The following is a 17,717-nucleotide window of genomic DNA, read 5'->3' as shown; positions in this document are numbered from 1 at the left end:
CGCGACTATCGTCACCTCGAGTTGCACCACCCATCGGCGGTGCGCCCACCGCGAGAGGGAGAGACGGATGTCGACTGCGACGAACACCGGAGGGCCGGTGAGGAGCCTCGTTCCGGCCCGGATGGACCGCCTGCCCTGGACACGATTCCACTGGTCGATCATCGTGGGCCTCGGTATCTCATGGGTGCTCGACGGGCTCGAGATCCAGATCGTCGCCTCGAACGGGTTCTCCGACGAGTTCAACATGACGTCCGGGCAGATCGGCGCCCTCGGCACCACCTACCTCCTCGGCCAAGTGGTCGGCGCCATCGTCTTCGGCCGCCGCTCCGACAAGCTCGGCCGCAAGAAGCTCTTCATCCTCACGCTCGTGATCTACCTCGTCGGCTCCGGTCTCGCCGGCCTCTCCCCCGCCGTCTGGTTCCTGTTCGCGATGCGGTTCGTCGCGGGTCTCGGCATCGGCGGCGAGTACGCCGCGATCAACTCGGCCATCGACGAACTGATCCCCGCGAAGTACCGCGGCCGGGTCGACATCGCCATCAACGGCACCTACTGGGGCGGCGCTGCCCTCGGTGCGGCCACCAACTACTTCTTCCTGAACCGCGCGATCTTCGACGTCAATGTCGGTTGGCGGCTGGCGTTCTTCATCGGGCCGGTGCTCGGGATCCTGATCATCTTCCTGCGCCGCAACATCCCGGAAAGCCCGCGGTGGCTGATGACCCACGGCTACGAGAAAGAGGCCGAGGCCACCGTCGACGACATCGAGGCACGGGTGACGCGCGAGGGCGGCCACCTCGAGCCGGTCGACGACAAGCTCGCCATGGAGGTCAAGTCGACCGACAGCATCCCGTTCACGACGATCATGCACGTGCTGTTCAAGGTGTACCCGAAGCGGACCCTCGTGGGTGCCACGATGATGATCACGCAGTCGTTCCTCTATAACGCGATCTTCTTCACGTACGCGCTCGTGCTCACGAACTTCTACGGTCTGAGCGACAGCAACGCTCAGCTGTACTTCTTCCCCTTCGCCATCGGCAACCTGGTTGGGCCGCTCGTGCTCGGGCCGCTGTTCGACACGATCGGCCGCCGCAAGATGATCTTCAGCACCTACTTCGTCTCGGGTGCCGTGCTCGCGGTCTCGGCCGCGCTGTTCAGTGCCGACCTGCTGACCGCCACCACGCAGACGATTTTCTGGTGTGTCGCGTTCTTCTTCGCCTCGGCCGGTGCGTCGAGTGCCTACCTCACCGTGTCGGAGATCTTCCCGCTCGAGATCCGCAGCCAGGCCATCTCATACTTCTTCGCGATCGCGCAGATCTTCGGGGCTATCGCACCCGTCGTCTACGGCGCGCTCGTGGGCGAAGGCACCGACCGCGGCCCGCTGACCATCGGCTACTTCCTCGGCGCGGGCATCATGATCGTCGGAGCCGTTGTCGCCGCGATCTTCGGCGTCGACGCCGAGCGCAGGGGCCTGGAGTCGATCACGCAGCCGCTGAGTGTCGTGAAGCCCTAGGGCCGGAGCGCCTGGCACCACATTTCGGGCATGTCACCGTCGATGGGCGGTGTCATGCCCGATTTGTGGTGTAGGGCCGCCTTGTGGTGTTGGGCGGCCTTGTGGTGTTGGGCGGCTACGCCACGACAGCGGGCTCCACGCCAGACAGGTCGAGCCCGATCTCGACGAGATGCACCCGACCAGCGAGACCGGAAGCCGGCGGCAGCAGCAGCCCGGCCTTGACGGCGCCGAACGTCACGGTCACGAGGGCCGGCAGCACCAGCCGATGGGGCACGCTGCCGTCGTCCGGCCCCACTCCCGAGGGCACGTCGACCGCCACCACCACGGGCGCACCGGCCATCCGCATCAGCACCCGCGGGCGAACGGCCTCGACGACGTCGCGGGCGCGACCACGAAGCGAAGGATCCGGGGCTGCGCCGATCCCAAGGATCCCGTCCACCACCACATCCACGCCGCTCAGCACGGCCGCGAAGGCGTCCGAATCGACCGAGGCGTCGCGCGCGGAAGCCGACGCGCCCGCAGCAACCGCGGCGGCGAGCCCCGCGTCGTGGACGCGCGAGCCGGTGGTGAGAATCCGCACGTCGTGCCCCGCTTCGGCGAGCGCGGCCCCGGCGTAGAGCGCGTCTCCGCCGTTGTCGCCGGATCCTGCGATCACCAGCACCACGCCCGGTGTCGTTCCTCGCGTGGCGAGCACCCGTTCGATCTCGGCCGCAAGGCCGGCGGCGGCGCGCGCCATCAGCGGCTCGCCGCGGTCGAGCAGAGGTTTCTCAGCGGCGCGGATCTGGTCGGACGAGTATCCAAAAGTCATCCCGCCATGCTGGCACCGCGGTCGCTACAGCGCTCCGCCGCACGCCAGAATGGTCTGATGCGTGCGACCACCCGAAACCCGACCGACGGCACCGGAATCGCCTACGAAGTGTCAGGATCCGGCGACCCGCTGCTCCTCGTGCACGGCTCGGGCCTGTCAAAGGGAACCTGGCGCGGCCTCGGCTACCTCCGCGACCTCGAACGTGATTTCACGGTCATCGCCGTCGACCTCCGCGGCCACGGGCGCAGTGGCAAGCCGCACGACGCGGCGTCGTACCAGCCGGAGGCATTTATCGCCGACGTGTTCGCGGTACTCGACGCCACCGGCCTCGGCCCGGTGCACTTCGTCGGCTATTCGATCGGTGCCCGCATCGGCCTCCGGATCGCCGCCGCGAACCCTGAGCGCCTCCGTACCCTCACGACGATCGGCGGATCGTTCGAGGCGATGACCGACAAAATCGCGCTGACCTTCTTTCCGACCTGGCGCGAGGCGCTCGACACCGGGGGCATGGACGCCTTCGTCGACGCGTGGGGCGCCCACCGAGGCCAGGTGATCGACGCTTCGACAGCTCTCGCCTTTCGGCAGAACGACCCCGTGGCGTTGCGCGCGTACTTCGACGGCATCGAGGCCGCCGAGCCGCTCGGCCTCGACGGGGCTGCGGCGATCACCGTGCCGACCCTGCTGCTGGCCGGCACCGACGACCCCGACCGTTTCCGACAATCGCGCGAGGCCGCCAAGCGCATGGCGACCGCCAGCTTCTTCGAGCTGATCGGCCAGGATCACAGTTCGTCACTGCTGCCCGTCGACGAGGTGTGCGACCTGATCCGCACCTACGTCGAACTGCAGGGCGCCGCGTAGCCCGTGCGTGCGTGCGTGCTGCGTGCTGCGTGCGTGCAAATTTGAAGGAGAAATCGCCCGGCGACCCCTGCCGATCGGCATGACTGCGTTCAGCCGAGGGTGTTTCTCCTTCAAATTCGGCGGAGGGGCGCATCTGAGGCAGTCTTGACGGCGTGACTACCGCGCCCGACACCTCCAATCACGGCAACACCTCGCACGACACCCACGCCCTCGATGCCCACGTCGCCGACTTCGCCTCGTTCATCCAGGCCTCGCCGTCGTCGTACCACGCTGCAGCTGAGGCCGCCCGGCGCCTAACCGAGGCCGGCTTCGACAGGCTCGATGAGCGCGACGCCTGGTCGGCAAGCCCTGGCCGCCGCTTCGTCGTGCGCGACGGCGCCGTCATCGCGTGGATCCAGCCGGCCGGCGCAACACCGACCACCCCGTTCCGCATCGTCGGCGCGCACACCGACTCCCCCTCGTTCAAGCTCAAGCCGAACCCCGACACGGGCAGCCACGGCTGGTTGCAGGCGGGCGTCGAGGTCTACGGCGGGCCTCTGTACAACTCCTGGCTCGACCGCGATCTCGAGTTCGCGGGTCGTCTCGTCACCCGTGACGGCTCGGTACACCTCGTGCGTTCCGGTCCGGTGCTCAGGATCCCCCAACTCGCGATCCACCTTGACCGCGGAGTGAACGACGCACTGACCCTCGACCCCCAGCGGCACCTGCACCCGATCGTCGGCGTGGCCGGTGGCACGGGACGAGGATCCGACATCCTCGCCGAACTCGCAGCTCTCGCCGGCATCTCGGCCTCCGACGTTCGCGGGCACGACGTGCTCGTCGCCGACACCGCGGCTCCCGCCCGCCTCGGATTCGGCGGCGAGCTCCTCGCCGCGGGCCGCATGGACAACCTGACCAGCGTCCACGCCGGGCTCACCGCGCTGCTGCGCGACGCCGACGCCCTCGCCGACTCCGATTCGATCGCCGTCTTCGCGGCGTTCGACCACGAGGAGGTCGGCTCGGAGAGCACCTCGGGTGCCAGCGGGCCGTTCCTCGCGAACGTGGTGGCTCGGGTATCGGCGGGACTCGGCGCCGATGAGGCCGACCGGATTCGCGCTCTCGCCGGATCCTGGTGTCTCTCGTCGGACGCCGGCCATGCCGTGCACCCGAACTATCCGGAGCGCCACGACGCCGGCAACCGACCCGTGGCGAACGGCGGCCCGCTGCTCAAGATCAACGCCAAGCAGCGGTATGCCACCGACGGCCCGGGCAGCGCCGAGTTCGCCGCCGCGTGCGAGCGCGCCGGGGTGCCGTTCCAGCCGTTCGTGTCGAACAACGCCGTTCCCTGCGGCTCGACGATCGGACCGCTGACCGCGACGCGCCTCGGCATCCGCACCATCGACGTCGGTGTGCCCCTGCTGTCGATGCACTCAGCCCGCGAACTCGCGGGGGTCGAGGATCTCGTGTCGCTGGCTGCTGCGGCCGGCGCGTTCTTCCGCGGCCGCGACTGACGAAGCGAGGTCTTCTAGCCGTCCGCAACCGCGCGCGTCAACCCCGCCCGTACCCCCTTGATGTAGACCGAACCGTCTGCCATATTCATTGGCATGGAGCTCTACAGGAGCCAGCGGGGGTCCGATCGGAGTGCGCGACCGGCGGTGCTGGCATGACCAGTAGCTACTCGAGTGATCCGCGCGTGCCGCCGGTGCACGTCGAGCATCTCGGCAAGCGCCGCAGGCCTTCTCCGCAGGCGGCAGAAGAGGTCCCGCCCGTGAGGCCGTCGGCGGATCAGGGCCCGTCGTACGAGGATTTCCTCGAGCTCGAGTCCGAGCCCGGCACCGACGAGATCCCCACCCAGGCCAGCTAGCTCGCACTTCCTCCCCCTTGGCGCCGCGCCCGCGAGCCGCCGCGCCGCGTCGCAACGCCGCTGACGCACCCCCGTCTGGCCATTTGAGGGCTGGCAGCCGGGGGTTCTTTGGCCGCCCGGGGGTGCCTCACGCTTCGGGCGCACAGTGCCACAGGCCGTGGTACCGCAGGACGATGTGGCCGCGACCGATCGCCAATAGCGTCAGAGCCATGGAGCAAACAGCATGATTCACGCACAGAATCTCACCAAGCGCTACGGCGACCGGGTCGCACTCGACCACGTGTCGTTCGACGTGAAGCCCGGTATGGTCACCGGGTTCCTCGGGCCGAACGGCGCCGGCAAGTCGACCACGATGCGCCTGATCGTCGGCCTCGACCGCGCCTCCGAAGGAGACGTGACCGTCAACGGCAAGCACTACTCGGAGCACCGCGCCCCTCTTCGCGAGGTCGGCGTCCTGCTCGACGCGAAGGCCGTCCACCGCGGGCGCAGCGCCTTCGACCACCTTCTCGCAATGGGTGCCACCCACGGCATCGGCAAGAAGCGCGTCGACGAGGTCATCGCGCTGACCGGCCTCGAGTCGGTCGCCAAGAAGCGTGTCGGCGGGTTCTCGCTCGGCATGGGGCAGCGCCTCGGCATCGCGGCAGCCCTGCTCGGCGATCCGGCGACGCTGATCCTCGACGAACCGGTCAACGGTCTCGACCCCGAGGGCGTCGTCTGGGTGCGTAACCTCGCCAAGCACCTCGCTCGCGAGGGTCGCACGGTGTTCCTGTCGTCGCACCTCATGAGCGAGATGGCTCAGACCGCCGACCACATCATCGTGCTCGGTCGCGGCCGCGTCATCGCCGACGAGTCGGTCGACAAGGTGCTCGCCCGTGCCAAGGGCGACGGCGTCCGCGTCCGCACGCCCCAGGTCGCCGAACTCACTCCCCTCCTCAACACGGCAGGGGTCACCGTGACGGGAACCGCCGCAGACCTCCTCGAGGTGCACGGCCTCCCGTCGTCGCGCATCGGCGAGATCGCCGCCTCGCAGGGCCTCGTGCTGCACGAACTCACGCCGCTCGCCGGCTCCCTCGAAGACGCCTACATGGCGCTCACCGCCGACGAGGTGGAGTACCGCGACACCGCGGCCGCCCCCTCGACCGCCACCAAGAACCCGGAGGTCGTGCGATGAGCACCGCTACCGCTCCTGCACCCAGCCGCTCGTCGACGCACTCGACGCTGTCTCGATTGACGTTCGGCGGGATCCTCCGCTCCGAGTGGATCAAGCTCCGCTCGCTGCGCTCCACCTTCTGGTGCTACCTGCTGATCCTGGTGCTGAACATCGGCTTCGCCGCGCTAGTGGCGTCGGTCGGTGTGGGAAGCGGCGGCGGGCCGGGTGACGGCTCGACGACGTCGACGGCGGCAGGATCCGGCATGGCCAACGCCACGGTCGCGGTCACTCTCGGAATCAACTTCACTGTGCTCATCGCTGCCGTGCTCGGCGCGCTCATGATCACCGGCGAATACGGCACCGGCATGATCAAGTCGACTTTCGCCGCCGACCCGCGTCGCCTCGGTGCGCTCTTCGGCAAGGCGATCGTGTTCGGCGTCGTGACCTTCGTCGTCGGCCTCGTGTCGCTCGTCATCGCGACACTCGTCGCCACTCCCCTGCTCGACTCGGAGAGCAACATCTCGATCGATTGGTCTGACGGCAGCTTCTGGCTCGCCCTCGTCGGCGGGGCCGGGTTCTTGGCTCTCGCAGGGCTGATCTCGCTGTTCCTCGGGGCGATCATCCGGGCGAGCGCCGGCGGTATCGCGGCGGGCATCGGACTCCTGTTCGTCATGCCGATCGTGCTCCAGATCTTCACCGGCCTGACGAATGCGAAGTGGGCGGCGAACATCGCGTCGTTCCTGCCGTCGAATGCGGGCGGACTCATGTTCGGCTACAGCGCCGGCGAGGCGAAGGTCGTCGACGGGATCGTCACCCTCGATCAGTTCTTCGGGTTCGTGGTGATGGTCGGCTGGGTGATTCTCACGGGCATCCTCGCCGTGATCCTGGTGAAGCGCCGCGACGCCTAACCGCTGACGCCTCCGGGCTGAGTATCGAGATCGCACTTGTGGTCGGGGACACCCGACGACAAGTGCGATCTCGGCGCTAAGGCACGCGGTGGGCGCGACAGGTGTCGGTCGTAGGCTGGACGTATGAGCCTCTACGACATCCCCGTCGACACCGCGACCGGCGACACCACGACGCTCGGCGCCTACGACGACAAACTGCTGCTGGTCGTCAACGTCGCCAGCCGCTGCGGGCTGACCCCGCAATACGGAGACCTCCAGCAGCTCCAGGAGAAGTATCGCGAGCGCGGCCTGCAGGTGGTCGGGTTTCCGAGCAACCAGTTCAATGGCCAGGAGCCCGGCACGAACGCCGAGATCCAGGAGTTCTGCGTCGCGACGTACGGCGTCGATTTTCCGGTCTTCGCGAAGGTCGACGTCAACGGCGCCGATCAGCACCCGGTCTACGGCGAGCTGACGCAGGTCGCAGACGCGACGGGCGAGGCCGGCGACGTGGCCTGGAACTTCGAGAAGTACCTCGTCGCCCCCGGCGGCCGTGTCGTCGCCCGTGTTCGCCCGCAAGAGAGCCCCGCGGCCGACGAGTTCGTTGCTCTGGTCGAGGCGAACCTCCCCGCCTGACTCCAGCGAAGCGAAGCCGCGACGAGGGCGCAGGATCCGCTACACCGACCCCGACCCGGCCGATGCAGAGGGCTGCGCCTCGAGCGCCGACACCGCTGCCACCGCCGACACCCGCAGGAAGTCGAGCTTGTCGGCCGCGGACGACCCCACCGCGGCCGTGTACGCCACGATCCGGAGGTCTGACCCGGCGGCGCTGAACACGTCGCAGTCGAGCTCGATGTCGCCGACGAGCGGGTGCAGGATCGTCTTGCGCTCCGACTGGTGCTCGGAGACGGCGGCGGTCGCCCACATCGCGGCGAAGCGGGGGCTCGAGGCGAGCAGGTCGTCGACCAGTCGTCGCACCGACTGGTCGTTCGGGTACCGCCCGTGCACCCCGCGCAGGTCGGCCACCAGCGAGCGTTGCAGATGCTCGGGGTCGCCGCTCGCCGACCGCACGGGATGTCCCTCCGGCCCGGCCAGGAGAGTGCCGCCGAACGACGCGCGCAGCAGGTTGCGCTCGCCCGCCGCCAGGGTGGAGGGGTTACCGAGCAGGGCCGCCCAGAGCGGACTCCAGGTGAGTAGCTCCCACGACGCGGTGAAGACCGCCACGGGGGTGGCTCCGAGGCGGGCGACGAGGCGCTGCACCCCGGGCGGGATGTGTCGCGGCAACTCGCCCCGCGACGGCGGCAGCAGACCGGCGACGACGAAGAGGTGATCGCGCTCCTCGCTGGTCAGCTGCAGGACACGGGCGATCGATGCGACGACCTGATCGGACGGATTGCGAGACCGCCCCTGCTCCAGCCGCACGACGTAGTCGACGCTCAGCCCGGCGAGGGCCGCGAGCTCCTCGCGGCGCAGACCGGCGGCCCGGCGGTTGGGGCCCGCCGGCAGCCCGACGTCGGCCGGTGAGAGTCGATCGCGCCACGACTTGAGCAGGCCGGCGAGATCGCCGTGAGGATCCGACATGGTCACCATTGTCTCCCCGCCCGGCTCCGACAGGGTGGTACCGCCGGTCCGTCCCCTGACCGGAGCCTGGGCGACGCTCGGTGCGGGGCGCAGACTCGAACCATGACAACGACACTCATCTCAGGAGCCAACAAGGGTCTCGGCTACGAGACCGCCCGCCGCCTCATCGAGGCCGGCCACACCGTCTGGATCGGCGCCCGCGACACCGCCCGCGGACAGGCCGCCGCCGATGCTCTCGGCGCGCACTTCGTGCAGCTTGACGTCACCTCCGACGCCTCGGTCGATGCGGCCGTCGAGACGGTGAAGGCCGTCGGCGGTCTCGACGTACTCATCAACAACGCCGGCATCACCGGCCCGCAGAAAGACGCTGCCGACATCGCCGGCGACGACGCCGCTCTCGTCTTCGGAACGAACGTCGTCGGGATCGTGCGGCTGACGCACGCTTTCCTCCCGCTGCTGACGGCCTCCGCGGCGCCGACCATCGTGAACGTGACCAGCGGTCTCGGATCCTTCGCGTCGGTGCACGACCCCGACCGCATCGAATCGACCGTCGTCGCGCCGCTCTACACGGCCTCGAAGTCGGCCGTCACGATGCTGACGGTGCAGTACGCCAAGGCGCTGCCCGGAATCGCGGTGAACGCAGCCGACCCCGGCTATACGGCGACCGATCTCAACGGCAACTCGGGGCACCAGACCGTCACCGAGGGCACCGACGCCATCGTCGAGCTCGCCACCCGGGGTGCCGGCGCGCCGAGCGGCACGTTCATCGACCGCGACGGAGTGGCCGCCTTCTAGGGGTTGCGGGCTGTCGGAAGCACAACAGGTGCCGCCGACAGCCCGGAGTTGCGTGTTCACCTTCGTAGGCCACAATGTGCTCGTGACCAAGAAGATCGACACAGCCCTGAAAGATCTGACCAAGGCCCTCGAGAAGCACGCGCAGATCGTCGGCCTCAAGCCCGTCCCGCGCAAGAAGGCCGGCCGAGCCGCCGCCGAACTGCGCAGCGCGGCAGCAACCTACGCGAACATCGTCGAGGCGAAGACCGGCCAGACGAACCCGTTCATCGACTTCCTCGACCCGGCGACGATCGACTCGCTGTCGAAAGAGCGCGAGCTCATCGTCGCCCACAAGGCCGCCGAAGACGATGCGCAGAAGAAGTCGGAGAAGAAGTCCGACACCGTTGAGGCGAAAGCCGCCGACGGCGAGTAGCGCCTAGTCGGCGTCGGCTGGGGCGCGGCTGCGTCGCTACAGCGTCCAGTCGACCAGCGCGACGAAGCGGCTGCCGATGTCGTCGACCTCGGTGCGCGAATACCCCTCGGCCGGCTCCGGAACCTCGTCGGCCCCGTGGAAGTCGCACGAGAGGTACGTCCACTCCGGCCACCACTTCTTGGGGCGCACGTCTTCGGAGAAGCCGCAGACGACGCACTCGAGGTGGGCCCAGACGGGCTTCTTACCCGTGCGGTTGGCGCGGGACTGCACGAGCCACGCCGGCGGATCCTGCTCGATGGCTGCGAGCTCGGTCTCGCTGAGGCGAGCCGGGATGCCGTGGCGCGTCGCCATCTCGAGGGGGATGTCGAGGCGGAGGGCGGCGTCGCGGCGTGTGGGCATCCGACCACTCTAGGCGGGTGAGTGTCTGCGATCTGCTGTTGCGGCAGGTGGCACGGCGCGACCCTGCTGCCGAATTTGAAGGAGAAACCTGCCGGCGAGGGCCGCCGATCCGCATGTTCTCGTCAGCAGGCCGCGGTTTCTCCTTCAAATTCGGACGAGACCGCCCGGGCCCAGCCTCAGAGCCAGCGCCGCGACCGGAACACCCAGAAGAGGCCGAACCCGGCGGCGACCATCAGCAGCAGCGCGAACGGGTAGCCGAAGCGCCAGCTCAGCTCAGGCATGTGCGTGAAGTTCATGCCGTAGATCGAGGCGATCAGCGTCGGCGTGAACAGGATGGCCGCCCACGACGAGATCTTCTTGACCTCCTCGTTCTGCTGGATGCTCTGATCGGTCTGCCGACGCGTGACGATGGTCGCGTGCACGGTCAGCGCGTTGTCGAGGATCGCCCGGAACGACGAGACCCGCTCGACGATGAGCAGCGTGTGGTCTTGCACGTCGCGGAGCGAGCGCTGCAGCTCGACGTCGACGCCGTACTTCTCGCTGCCGCGCTGCAGCCCGTCGAGCATCTTCACGAGCGGAACGACGGCGCGCTGAAAGTTGATGACCTCGCGCGACAGGTTGTAGATGCGCTCCGAGAGGCCGGTGCTCTCTTCGTTGAAGAGGTCGTTCTCGATCTCGTCTATGTCGTTCTCGAGGCCTGCGATGACGGGCTCGTACTCGTCGACCACCTGGTCGAGGATCGCGTAGAGCACCGCTTCGGGGCCGAGGGCCAGCAGATCGGGCGACGCCTCCATGCGGTGGCGCACCTTCATCAGGTCGGGCGACTCGGCGTGACGGATCGTGACCACGAACTCCGGGCCGAGGAAGATGTGCAGCTCGCCGAACTCGACGGTCTCTTCGCTGTCGATGTAGCGGGCGGGGCGGAGCACGGCGAAGAGGATGTCGTCGTACCGCTCGAGCTTCGCGCGCTGATGGCCGAGCAGGGCATCCTCGACGGCCAGCGGGTGCAGGTCGAACTCGGCCGCAACCGAGCGGATCTCCTGCGGACTCGGCCGATAGAGACCAATCCAGCCCATGCCGCCGCCCTCGTGCATAAGCCGGTAGGTCTCTTCGAGGCTCGCGGGGGTGTGGGTACGTTTCCCGGCGACGTACACGCCGTTGTCGATCAGTGGCATGCCGACCAGGATGCCCCCTGCGGGTGAACGGCGCGTGGGTGGCGCGCCGCGGGTGGGCGGCTGCGGCGACTGGGTAGCGTCGAGCCATGGCGGACGTGTACGTGATCGACCTCGACGCCGCGAGCGCGCCACCGGAGGGTGCGCCGACCCCGCTCGACGCGGCAGAACGAGAACGAGCGGGGCGATTCCGCGACGAGCGCGACCGACGGCGGTACATCGCGGCGCACATCGCTCTGCGAGAGCTTCTCGGCGAGGCGAGAGGGTGCAACCCGGCGAGCGTTCGGATCCTGCGCGCGCCCTGCGTCGTCTGCCTCGAGCAGGACCACGGCAAACCGTTCGTCGACGGCGGCCCCTACTTCAACCTGTCGCGATCGGGTCGGTGGGCGCTGATCGCTATCGCCGACGAGCCGGTCGGCGTCGATGTCGAAGAACCGCAGGATCCGGGGCGCCTCGACGCGATCCGAGCCGACGTCCTTGCGCCGGGTGAGACGACGAGCGGCACCCCCGACGATCTGCTGCGCGTCTGGGTGCGGAAGGAGGCGCAGCTCAAGGCGTCCGGAGACGGTCTCACACAGTCGATGGCGTCGTTCTCGGTCGACCCCCGTGTGGTCGACCTCGTGTTGCCGCACGGGTTGGTGGGCGCGGTCTGGTTCACGAGCGAGACACCCGCGACCACTAGGGTGCGACACCGATGAACACCTTCGAAGGCGGCCCGGGTCTTCTGCTGGGCACCGCGCGCACCCCACCGACCCGCACCCTGATCGCCGTGCTGCGGCAGACCGTCGCCGCTTTTCCCGAGGCGTCGGCGCTCGAAGACGACCGCGGCGCTCTGAGCTACCGCGAGCTCGCGGCCCAGGTGCGGGCCGCGGCCGGCGTGCTGACGGCGGCCGGAGTCGTGCGAGGCGACCGGGTCGGCGTGCGCATGCCGTCGGGCGACCGCTTTCTGTACATCGCGATCCTCGCGGTGCTGACGGCCGGTGCCGCCTACGTGCCGGTCGACGCCGACGACCCCGAGGAACGCGCGACTCTCGTCTTCGGCGAGGCCGGCGTGGTCGGAGTGATCGGCGCCGGGGGCCGGTTCGAACCGACCGGTCAGGGCACGGAGACACCGGGACGAGCTCGCCCCGCGGCGATCTTCGCGCAGGACGCCCCGCACCGCAGCACGGCCGACGTGACCGATCCGGCGCTGGCCGCGCAGGCACCGACGCCCGACGACGACGCCTGGATCATCTTCACCTCGGGCTCGACCGGAACCCCCAAAGGCGTCGCCGCGAGCCACCGGTCGGCCGCCGCGTTCGCGGACGCCGAGGCCCGCATGTTCCTCGCGGGCGACGGCGTCGACCCGCTCGGACCGGGCGACCGTGTGCTCGCCGGATTGAGCGTCGCCTTCGACGCCTCCTGCGAAGAGATGTGGCTGGCCTGGCGGAGCGGCGCCTGCCTCGTGCCCGCGCCGCGCTCGCTGGTCCGCACCGGCGCCGACCTCGGGCCCTGGCTCGTGCTGCACGGAATCACCGTCGTCTCGACCGTGCCGACGCTCGCCGGGCTCTGGCCCGCCGAGGCGCTCGAGAGCGTGCGGCTGCTGATCTTCGGCGGCGAGGCGTTGCCGCCCGACATCGTGGACCGGGTCGCCGGCGACGGTCGCGAGGTCTGGAACACCTACGGCCCGACCGAGGCCACCGTCGTCACGACCGGCTCGCTCGTGCTGCCGGGTGAGGTCGTGCGCATCGGCCTGCCCCTGGATGGCTGGGATGCCGCGGTCGTCGACACCGACGGCAGGCCCGTCGCGGAGGGCGAGGTCGGCGAGTTGATCATCGGCGGAGTCGGGCTCGCTCGTTACCTCGACCCGGCGAAAGACGCCGAGAAGTACGCCCGGCACGAGGCGCTCGACTGGGAGCGCGCCTACCGCTCCGGCGACCTCGTCCGCTTCGAGCGAGCGGGTCTGGTGTTCCAGGGCCGCGCCGACGATCAGGTCAAGGTCGGCGGTCGCCGCATCGAGCTCGGCGAGATCGAAGCCGCACTCCTTGCCCTTTCGGGTGTGGGCGGAGCGGCCGCGGCCGTGCGCACCACCGACGCCGGTAATCGGATCCTCGTCGGGTATCTCGCGGTTCAGGATCCCACGGGGTTCGACCGCACGGCAGCTCTCGACCGCCTGCGCGACGAGCTGCCCGCGGCCCTCGTGCCGTTGCTCGCCCTGGTCGAGGGTGACCTCCCGACCAAGACGTCGGGCAAGATCGACCGCGACGCGCTGCCGTGGCCGCTGCCGGCGACGGGCACGACGGCCACGGGCGCGGCCGGAGCCGCCGACGGGTCGAGCGCGGGGTTGACGCCCGACGAGCAGCTGCTGGCCGCCGACTGGCAGGCCGTGCTGGGGCTCGCCGTGACCGACCGTGACGGGAACTTCTTCGACCTCGGGGGCGGATCCTTGGCTGCCGCGCAGCTCGTCGCCCGCATTCGCGAGCGCGATCCGGAGTTCACCGTCGCCGAGATCTACGCGCTGCCTCGGTTCGGTGCGATGGCCGACGAGCTCGCTCAGCGCGGCGGGAGCGCGGCCGCGAACGACGACTACCACCGGCCCGCGCCGACGCCCCTGCGCATGCAGTGGGTGCAGACGGTGCTCGGCCTTCCGCTGCACATTCTGAGCGGCATCCGCTGGCTCACGTATGCGCTGACCGCATCGACCGTGCTGCGCTCGGCCGATCCCGCCGGATTCGCCTGGCTTCCGAGCGTGAGCTGGATCGTCGTCGCGGTGCTGCTGCTCGTGTTCGTCACCCCGCTCGGCCGCATGGCGATCTCGGTCGTCGCGGCGCGTCTGCTGCTGCGCGGAGTGCAGGCGGGCGATCACCCGCGCGGCGGCGGCGTACACCTGCGGCTACGGCTGGCCGAGCAGGTCGCGCATCAGATCGGCGCCGTCGGCCTCGCCGGAGCGCCATGGATCAGCTACTACGCGAGAGCCCTCGGCGCGAGGATCGCGCCCGACGTCGACCTGCACGCCCTGCCACCCGTCACCGGCCTGTTGCGGGTCGGCCGGGGCGCCTCCATCGAACCCGAGGTCGACCTCTCGGGCTACTGGATCGACGGCGACGTCGTGCGGATCGGCGCCATCAGGATCGGCGCCGGGTCGACCGTCGGAATGCGCTCCACCCTGCTGCCCGGCACGCGCATCGGCAAGAACGCCTCGGTCGCGCCCGGTTCCGCCGTCTTCGGCCGCGTGCCCTCCGGCCAGGAGTGGGCCGGCTCCCCCGCAGCCCGGGTCGGCAAGAACCGGGCCTGGTGGCCCGCCGACCGGCCGTCCGCGCCCAAGCGCTGGTTCGCCGCGTACGGGCTGTCATCACTCGTGCTGTCGCTATTGCCGGTGGCGTCGCTCGCGGCCGGCGGGGCTGTGCTGGCAGTCGGTGTCGCCGGATCCTCGTCTCTCTCCGATGCCTTCTGGCGCGCTCTCGCCTGGCTCGTGCCAGCCACGCTGCTCGCCGGCTTCACGGCCGCGGTGCTCGTCGTCGGGCTCGTGCGGCTGCTCGGTCTCGGCATCTCGGAGGGGTCGTTCCCGGTGCGCTCGCGCGTCGGCTGGCAGGTCTGGAGCACCGAGCGGCTGCTCGACCTCGCCCGCACGTTCCTCTTCCCGCTCTATTCGAGCCTGTTCACGCCCGTCTGGCTGCGCCTGCTCGGTGCCCGGGTCGGCCGCGACGTCGAAGCCTCGACCGTGCTGCTGCTGCCCGCGATGACGACGATCCGCGACGGGGCCTTCTTGGCCGACGACACCCTCGTCGCCTCGTACGAACTCGGCGGCGGCTACCTGCGGGTCGCCCGCGCCGAGATCGGCGAGCGCGCGTTCCTCGGCAACTCGGGCATGACCGGCCCGGGCCACAAGGTGCCGAAAGACGGCCTGGTCGCCGTGCTCTCGGCGGCGCCCCGCAAGTCGAAGGCCGGGTCGTCGTGGCTCGGCTCGCCCGCTGTCCGCCTCCGCCGCACCGTCGCCGTCGTCGACGAGGCGCGCACGTTCCGGCCGCCCGCTCGCATCCGGGCCGCGCGCGTGCTGTGGGAGCTCGGGCGTGTGGTTCCCGTGATCGTCACCTGCCTCGTCGGCCTGGCCCTCCTCTTCGCGCTGCTCGGCCTGGTCAACGCCCTCGGGGTCGGCTGGACGGTCGCGCTCTCGGGTGCCGTCATGCTCGCGACCGGGGCCGGCGCCGCTCTGATCGCGACCGCGGCGAAATGGGCTCTCGTTGGCCGCATCCACGTCTCGGAGAAGCCGCTCTGGTCGAGTTTCGTGTGGCGGAGCGAGGTGGCCGACGTGTTCGTCGAGCTGTGCGCCGCCCCCTGGTTCGCCCAGCCCGCCGCGGGCACACCCGCTCTCGTCTGGTGGCTGCGATCTCTCGGAGCCTCGATCGGCAAGGGCGTCTGGACCGACAGCTACTGGCTTCCCGAGGCCGACCTCGTGCGCCTCGGCGACGGAAGCACCGTGAATCGCGGCTGCGTTGTGCAGACGCACCTCTTTCATGATCGAATCATGAGCATGGACACCGTCACCCTCGACGCCGGAGCGACCCTCGGGCCGCACAGCGTCGTGCTCCCCGCCGCCCGCATCGGAGCCGACGCCACCGTCGGCCCGGCCTCCCTCGTGATGCGCGGCGAGGGCGTGCCCGTGGGCAGCCGCTGGTCGGGCAACCCGATCGGCCCGTGGCGCGAGGTCCGCTTCGCCGACTACCACGCCGTCACCCAGTGAGCCTTTCGCACACCTACCTTCCTGACAGCGGAAACCCGGGGTATCGCACGATCTCGTACGACCTCGACCTGTCGTACAGGGTCGCTACGAACCGGCTCGAGGCAACAGCCACCATTCGCGCCGTGGCCCTGGCCGACCTGCGTCGCGTCACCTTCGACTTCGTGCGCCTGCGCGCCTCCAAGGTCAAGATCGACGGCTCGCGGGCTCGCCACTCGCAGACCACCGCGAAGCTCGCCGTCATGCCCGCCTCGCCTATTGCCGCGGGGGAAGAGTTCGTGGTCACCGTCGACTACGCCGGAGCCCCCGCGCCCCGCTCGAGCACCTGGGGCACCGTCGGCTGGGAGGAGCTCACCGACGGCGTCATCGTGGCGTCGCAGCCGAGCGGCGCGCCCACCTGGTTCCCCTGCAACGACGACCCCGCCGACAAAGCCAGCTTCAGGATCCGGATCGCCACCGAGCAGTCGTACATCGCCGTCTGCAACGGCGAACTGCAGGGGCGCACGACGCGCTCCGGCAAGACCACGTGGGAGTACCGGCAAGACGAACCCACCTCCACCTACCTCGCGACCGTGCAGATCGGTCGCTACGAGCTCGTGCCGGTCACGTGGGGCGGAGTTCCCGGCGTGCTCGCCGGGCCGCCCGCCCTCCGCTCGCGGATCGGCCACGACTTCGGCCCCGTAGGCGACATGATGACGCTCTTCGCATCGCGCTTCGGGCCGTATCCGTTCCCCTCCTACACGGTCGTGGTCACCGACGACGAACTCGAGATCCCGCTCGAAGCCCAGGGCCTCGCCATCTTCGGCGCGAACCACGCCGACGGCCGCTCCGGCTCCGACCGCCTCATCGCGCACGAGCTCGCCCACCAGTGGTTCGGCAACAGTGTCGGTGTCGCCTCCTGGGGCGAGATCTGGCTCAATGAGGGATTCGCCTGCTACGCCGAGTGGCTCTGGTCGGAGGAGTCGGGGCGCGCGACGGCGGCGTCGCTCGCGGCCTCCACTCACGCGCGCCTGTCGCGCCTGCCCCAGGACATCGTGGTGGGCGACCCCGGCCCCGCGCTCATGTTCGACGACCGCGTCTACAAGCGCGGTGCCCTGACGCTCGCCGCTCTGCGCGGGGTCGTCGGCGACTCTCGTTTCTTCGCGATCCTGCGAGCCTGGACAGACACGCACCGCCACGGCACCGCGACCACGAGCGACTTCGTGGCGCTGGCGTCGGCTACGGCGGGCGAGCCGCTCGCAGGGCTGTTCGACGCGTGGTTGGCGCGGGAGGCGTTGCCGGCGCTGGGGTAGGGGTGTGCGTGTGGGTGCGTGCGGGTGCGGGTGCGGGTGCGGGTGCGTGTGCGGTTTTCAGGCATGCAGGCGCGGGCGTGCGTGGCGGTGCGGCACTGCGTGGGATGCGCGCCCACACTCCTGATGCGCGAACGTCGGGCGCGGATCCTCGTGGCCTGCCCGTTTTCAGGCATGCAGGCGCGGGCCCGCACGCTCACGCGGAAGTACGTGGCGCACGCGCCCACACTCCTGACTCGCGGACGCCGCTCACAGTTCAGGCATGCAGGCGCAGCGCGAGCGCGCTCACGCGGAAGTAGGTG

Annotated in this window: 16 protein-coding genes; 12 read left to right on the top strand and 4 right to left on the bottom strand. The window is 69.8% G+C overall.

Annotated elements, in window-relative coordinates; all coding sequences use genetic code 11:
- Positions 1 to 67 precede the first annotated feature (67 nt).
- Positions 68 to 1,507, top strand: a complete 1,440-nt coding sequence (locus EDF39_RS07265; protein WP_123941739.1) for an MFS transporter — start codon at positions 68 to 70, stop codon at positions 1,505 to 1,507.
- Between the two features lie 115 nt (positions 1,508 to 1,622).
- Here EDF39_RS07265 and EDF39_RS07260 read toward each other — a convergent pair whose 3' ends face one another.
- Entirely contained in the window at positions 1,623 to 2,315 is a 693-nt protein-coding gene (locus tag EDF39_RS07260) for an NAD(P)H-hydrate epimerase (protein WP_123941737.1), read from the bottom strand.
- A gap of 57 nt (positions 2,316 to 2,372) precedes the next feature.
- Here EDF39_RS07260 and EDF39_RS07255 point away from each other — a divergent pair, with 57 nt between their 5' ends.
- From EDF39_RS07255 to EDF39_RS07230, 6 genes are all read left to right on the top strand, one after another.
- Positions 2,373 to 3,173 carry an alpha/beta fold hydrolase gene (locus EDF39_RS07255; protein ID WP_158613183.1) on the top strand — a complete coding sequence of 267 codons (801 nt, stop codon included), beginning with the start codon at positions 2,373 to 2,375 and terminating at the stop codon, positions 3,171 to 3,173.
- Positions 3,174 to 3,325: 152 nt separating this feature from the next.
- Positions 3,326 to 4,663 (top strand): M18 family aminopeptidase, encoded by a 1,338-nt coding sequence (locus EDF39_RS07250; RefSeq protein ID WP_123941733.1) that lies wholly within the window; start codon positions 3,326 to 3,328, stop codon positions 4,661 to 4,663.
- A 152-nt stretch (positions 4,664 to 4,815) separates the two neighbouring features.
- A complete protein-coding gene (locus EDF39_RS07245; protein WP_123941731.1) occupies positions 4,816 to 5,016 on the top strand; it encodes a hypothetical protein in 201 nt (66 codons plus the stop codon).
- Positions 5,017 to 5,239: 223 nt separating this feature from the next.
- Complete coding sequence (locus tag EDF39_RS07240; protein ID WP_123941729.1) at positions 5,240 to 6,187, top strand: ABC transporter ATP-binding protein; 948 nt, start codon at positions 5,240 to 5,242, stop codon at positions 6,185 to 6,187.
- Positions 6,184 to 7,074, top strand: a complete 891-nt coding sequence (locus EDF39_RS07235; protein WP_123941727.1) for an ABC transporter permease subunit — start codon at positions 6,184 to 6,186, stop codon at positions 7,072 to 7,074. The genes EDF39_RS07240 and EDF39_RS07235 overlap by 4 nt, the downstream gene beginning before the upstream one ends.
- 123 nt (positions 7,075 to 7,197) lie before the next feature.
- Positions 7,198 to 7,686 (top strand): glutathione peroxidase, encoded by a 489-nt coding sequence (locus EDF39_RS07230; RefSeq protein WP_123941726.1) that lies wholly within the window; start codon positions 7,198 to 7,200, stop codon positions 7,684 to 7,686.
- 39 nt (positions 7,687 to 7,725) lie between these two features.
- Here the strand turns inward: EDF39_RS07230 and EDF39_RS07225 are convergent, their stop codons facing one another.
- Positions 7,726 to 8,631, bottom strand: coding sequence for a helix-turn-helix transcriptional regulator (locus tag EDF39_RS07225; RefSeq protein ID WP_123941724.1), 906 nt, complete (start codon positions 8,629 to 8,631; stop codon positions 7,726 to 7,728).
- Positions 8,632 to 8,733: 102 nt separating this feature from the next.
- Between EDF39_RS07225 and EDF39_RS07220 the strand changes: the two genes are divergently transcribed.
- Both EDF39_RS07220 and EDF39_RS07215 read left to right on the top strand, forming a co-directional pair.
- The gene (locus tag EDF39_RS07220) at positions 8,734 to 9,426 is read left to right on the top strand and encodes an SDR family NAD(P)-dependent oxidoreductase (RefSeq protein ID WP_123941722.1); all 693 of its coding nucleotides are present in this window, start codon (positions 8,734 to 8,736) and stop codon (positions 9,424 to 9,426) included.
- A gap of 82 nt (positions 9,427 to 9,508) precedes the next feature.
- Entirely contained in the window at positions 9,509 to 9,838 is a 330-nt protein-coding gene (locus EDF39_RS07215) for a hypothetical protein (protein WP_199726156.1), read from the top strand.
- A 36-nt stretch (positions 9,839 to 9,874) separates the two neighbouring features.
- On the opposite strand, the gene EDF39_RS07210 is transcribed toward EDF39_RS07215, so the two are convergent.
- Both EDF39_RS07210 and corA read right to left on the bottom strand, forming a co-directional pair.
- Positions 9,875 to 10,237, bottom strand: coding sequence for a hypothetical protein (locus EDF39_RS07210; protein WP_123941720.1), 363 nt, complete (start codon positions 10,235 to 10,237; stop codon positions 9,875 to 9,877).
- 176 nt (positions 10,238 to 10,413) lie between these two features.
- Positions 10,414 to 11,412 carry a magnesium/cobalt transporter CorA gene (gene corA, locus EDF39_RS07205; RefSeq protein WP_123941718.1) on the bottom strand — a complete coding sequence of 333 codons (999 nt, stop codon included), beginning with the start codon at positions 11,410 to 11,412 and terminating at the stop codon, positions 10,414 to 10,416.
- An 86-nt stretch (positions 11,413 to 11,498) separates the two neighbouring features.
- Here corA and EDF39_RS07200 point away from each other — a divergent pair, with 86 nt between their 5' ends.
- From EDF39_RS07200 to EDF39_RS07190, 3 genes are read left to right on the top strand one after another with little or no spacing between them, the layout of a single operon-like run.
- Positions 11,499 to 12,107 (top strand): 4'-phosphopantetheinyl transferase superfamily protein, encoded by a 609-nt coding sequence (locus EDF39_RS07200; protein WP_123941716.1) that lies wholly within the window; start codon positions 11,499 to 11,501, stop codon positions 12,105 to 12,107.
- Positions 12,104 to 16,129: a Pls/PosA family non-ribosomal peptide synthetase gene (locus EDF39_RS07195; protein WP_123941714.1), complete on the top strand. Its 4,026-nt coding sequence runs from the start codon at positions 12,104 to 12,106 to the stop codon at positions 16,127 to 16,129. The genes EDF39_RS07200 and EDF39_RS07195 overlap by 4 nt, the downstream gene beginning before the upstream one ends.
- Positions 16,126 to 17,418 carry a M1 family metallopeptidase gene (locus tag EDF39_RS07190; protein ID WP_123941712.1) on the top strand — a complete coding sequence of 431 codons (1,293 nt, stop codon included), beginning with the start codon at positions 16,126 to 16,128 and terminating at the stop codon, positions 17,416 to 17,418. The genes EDF39_RS07195 and EDF39_RS07190 overlap by 4 nt, the downstream gene beginning before the upstream one ends.
- Positions 17,419 to 17,717: the final 299 nt, after the last annotated feature.

It is taken from the genome of Frondihabitans sp. PhB161, from assembly GCF_003814635.1.
Lineage (GTDB): Bacteria > Actinomycetota > Actinomycetes > Actinomycetales > Microbacteriaceae > Frondihabitans.
The sequence above is the reverse complement of the archived record's forward strand: the minus strand, read 5'-3'. Positions and strand labels throughout refer to the sequence as shown.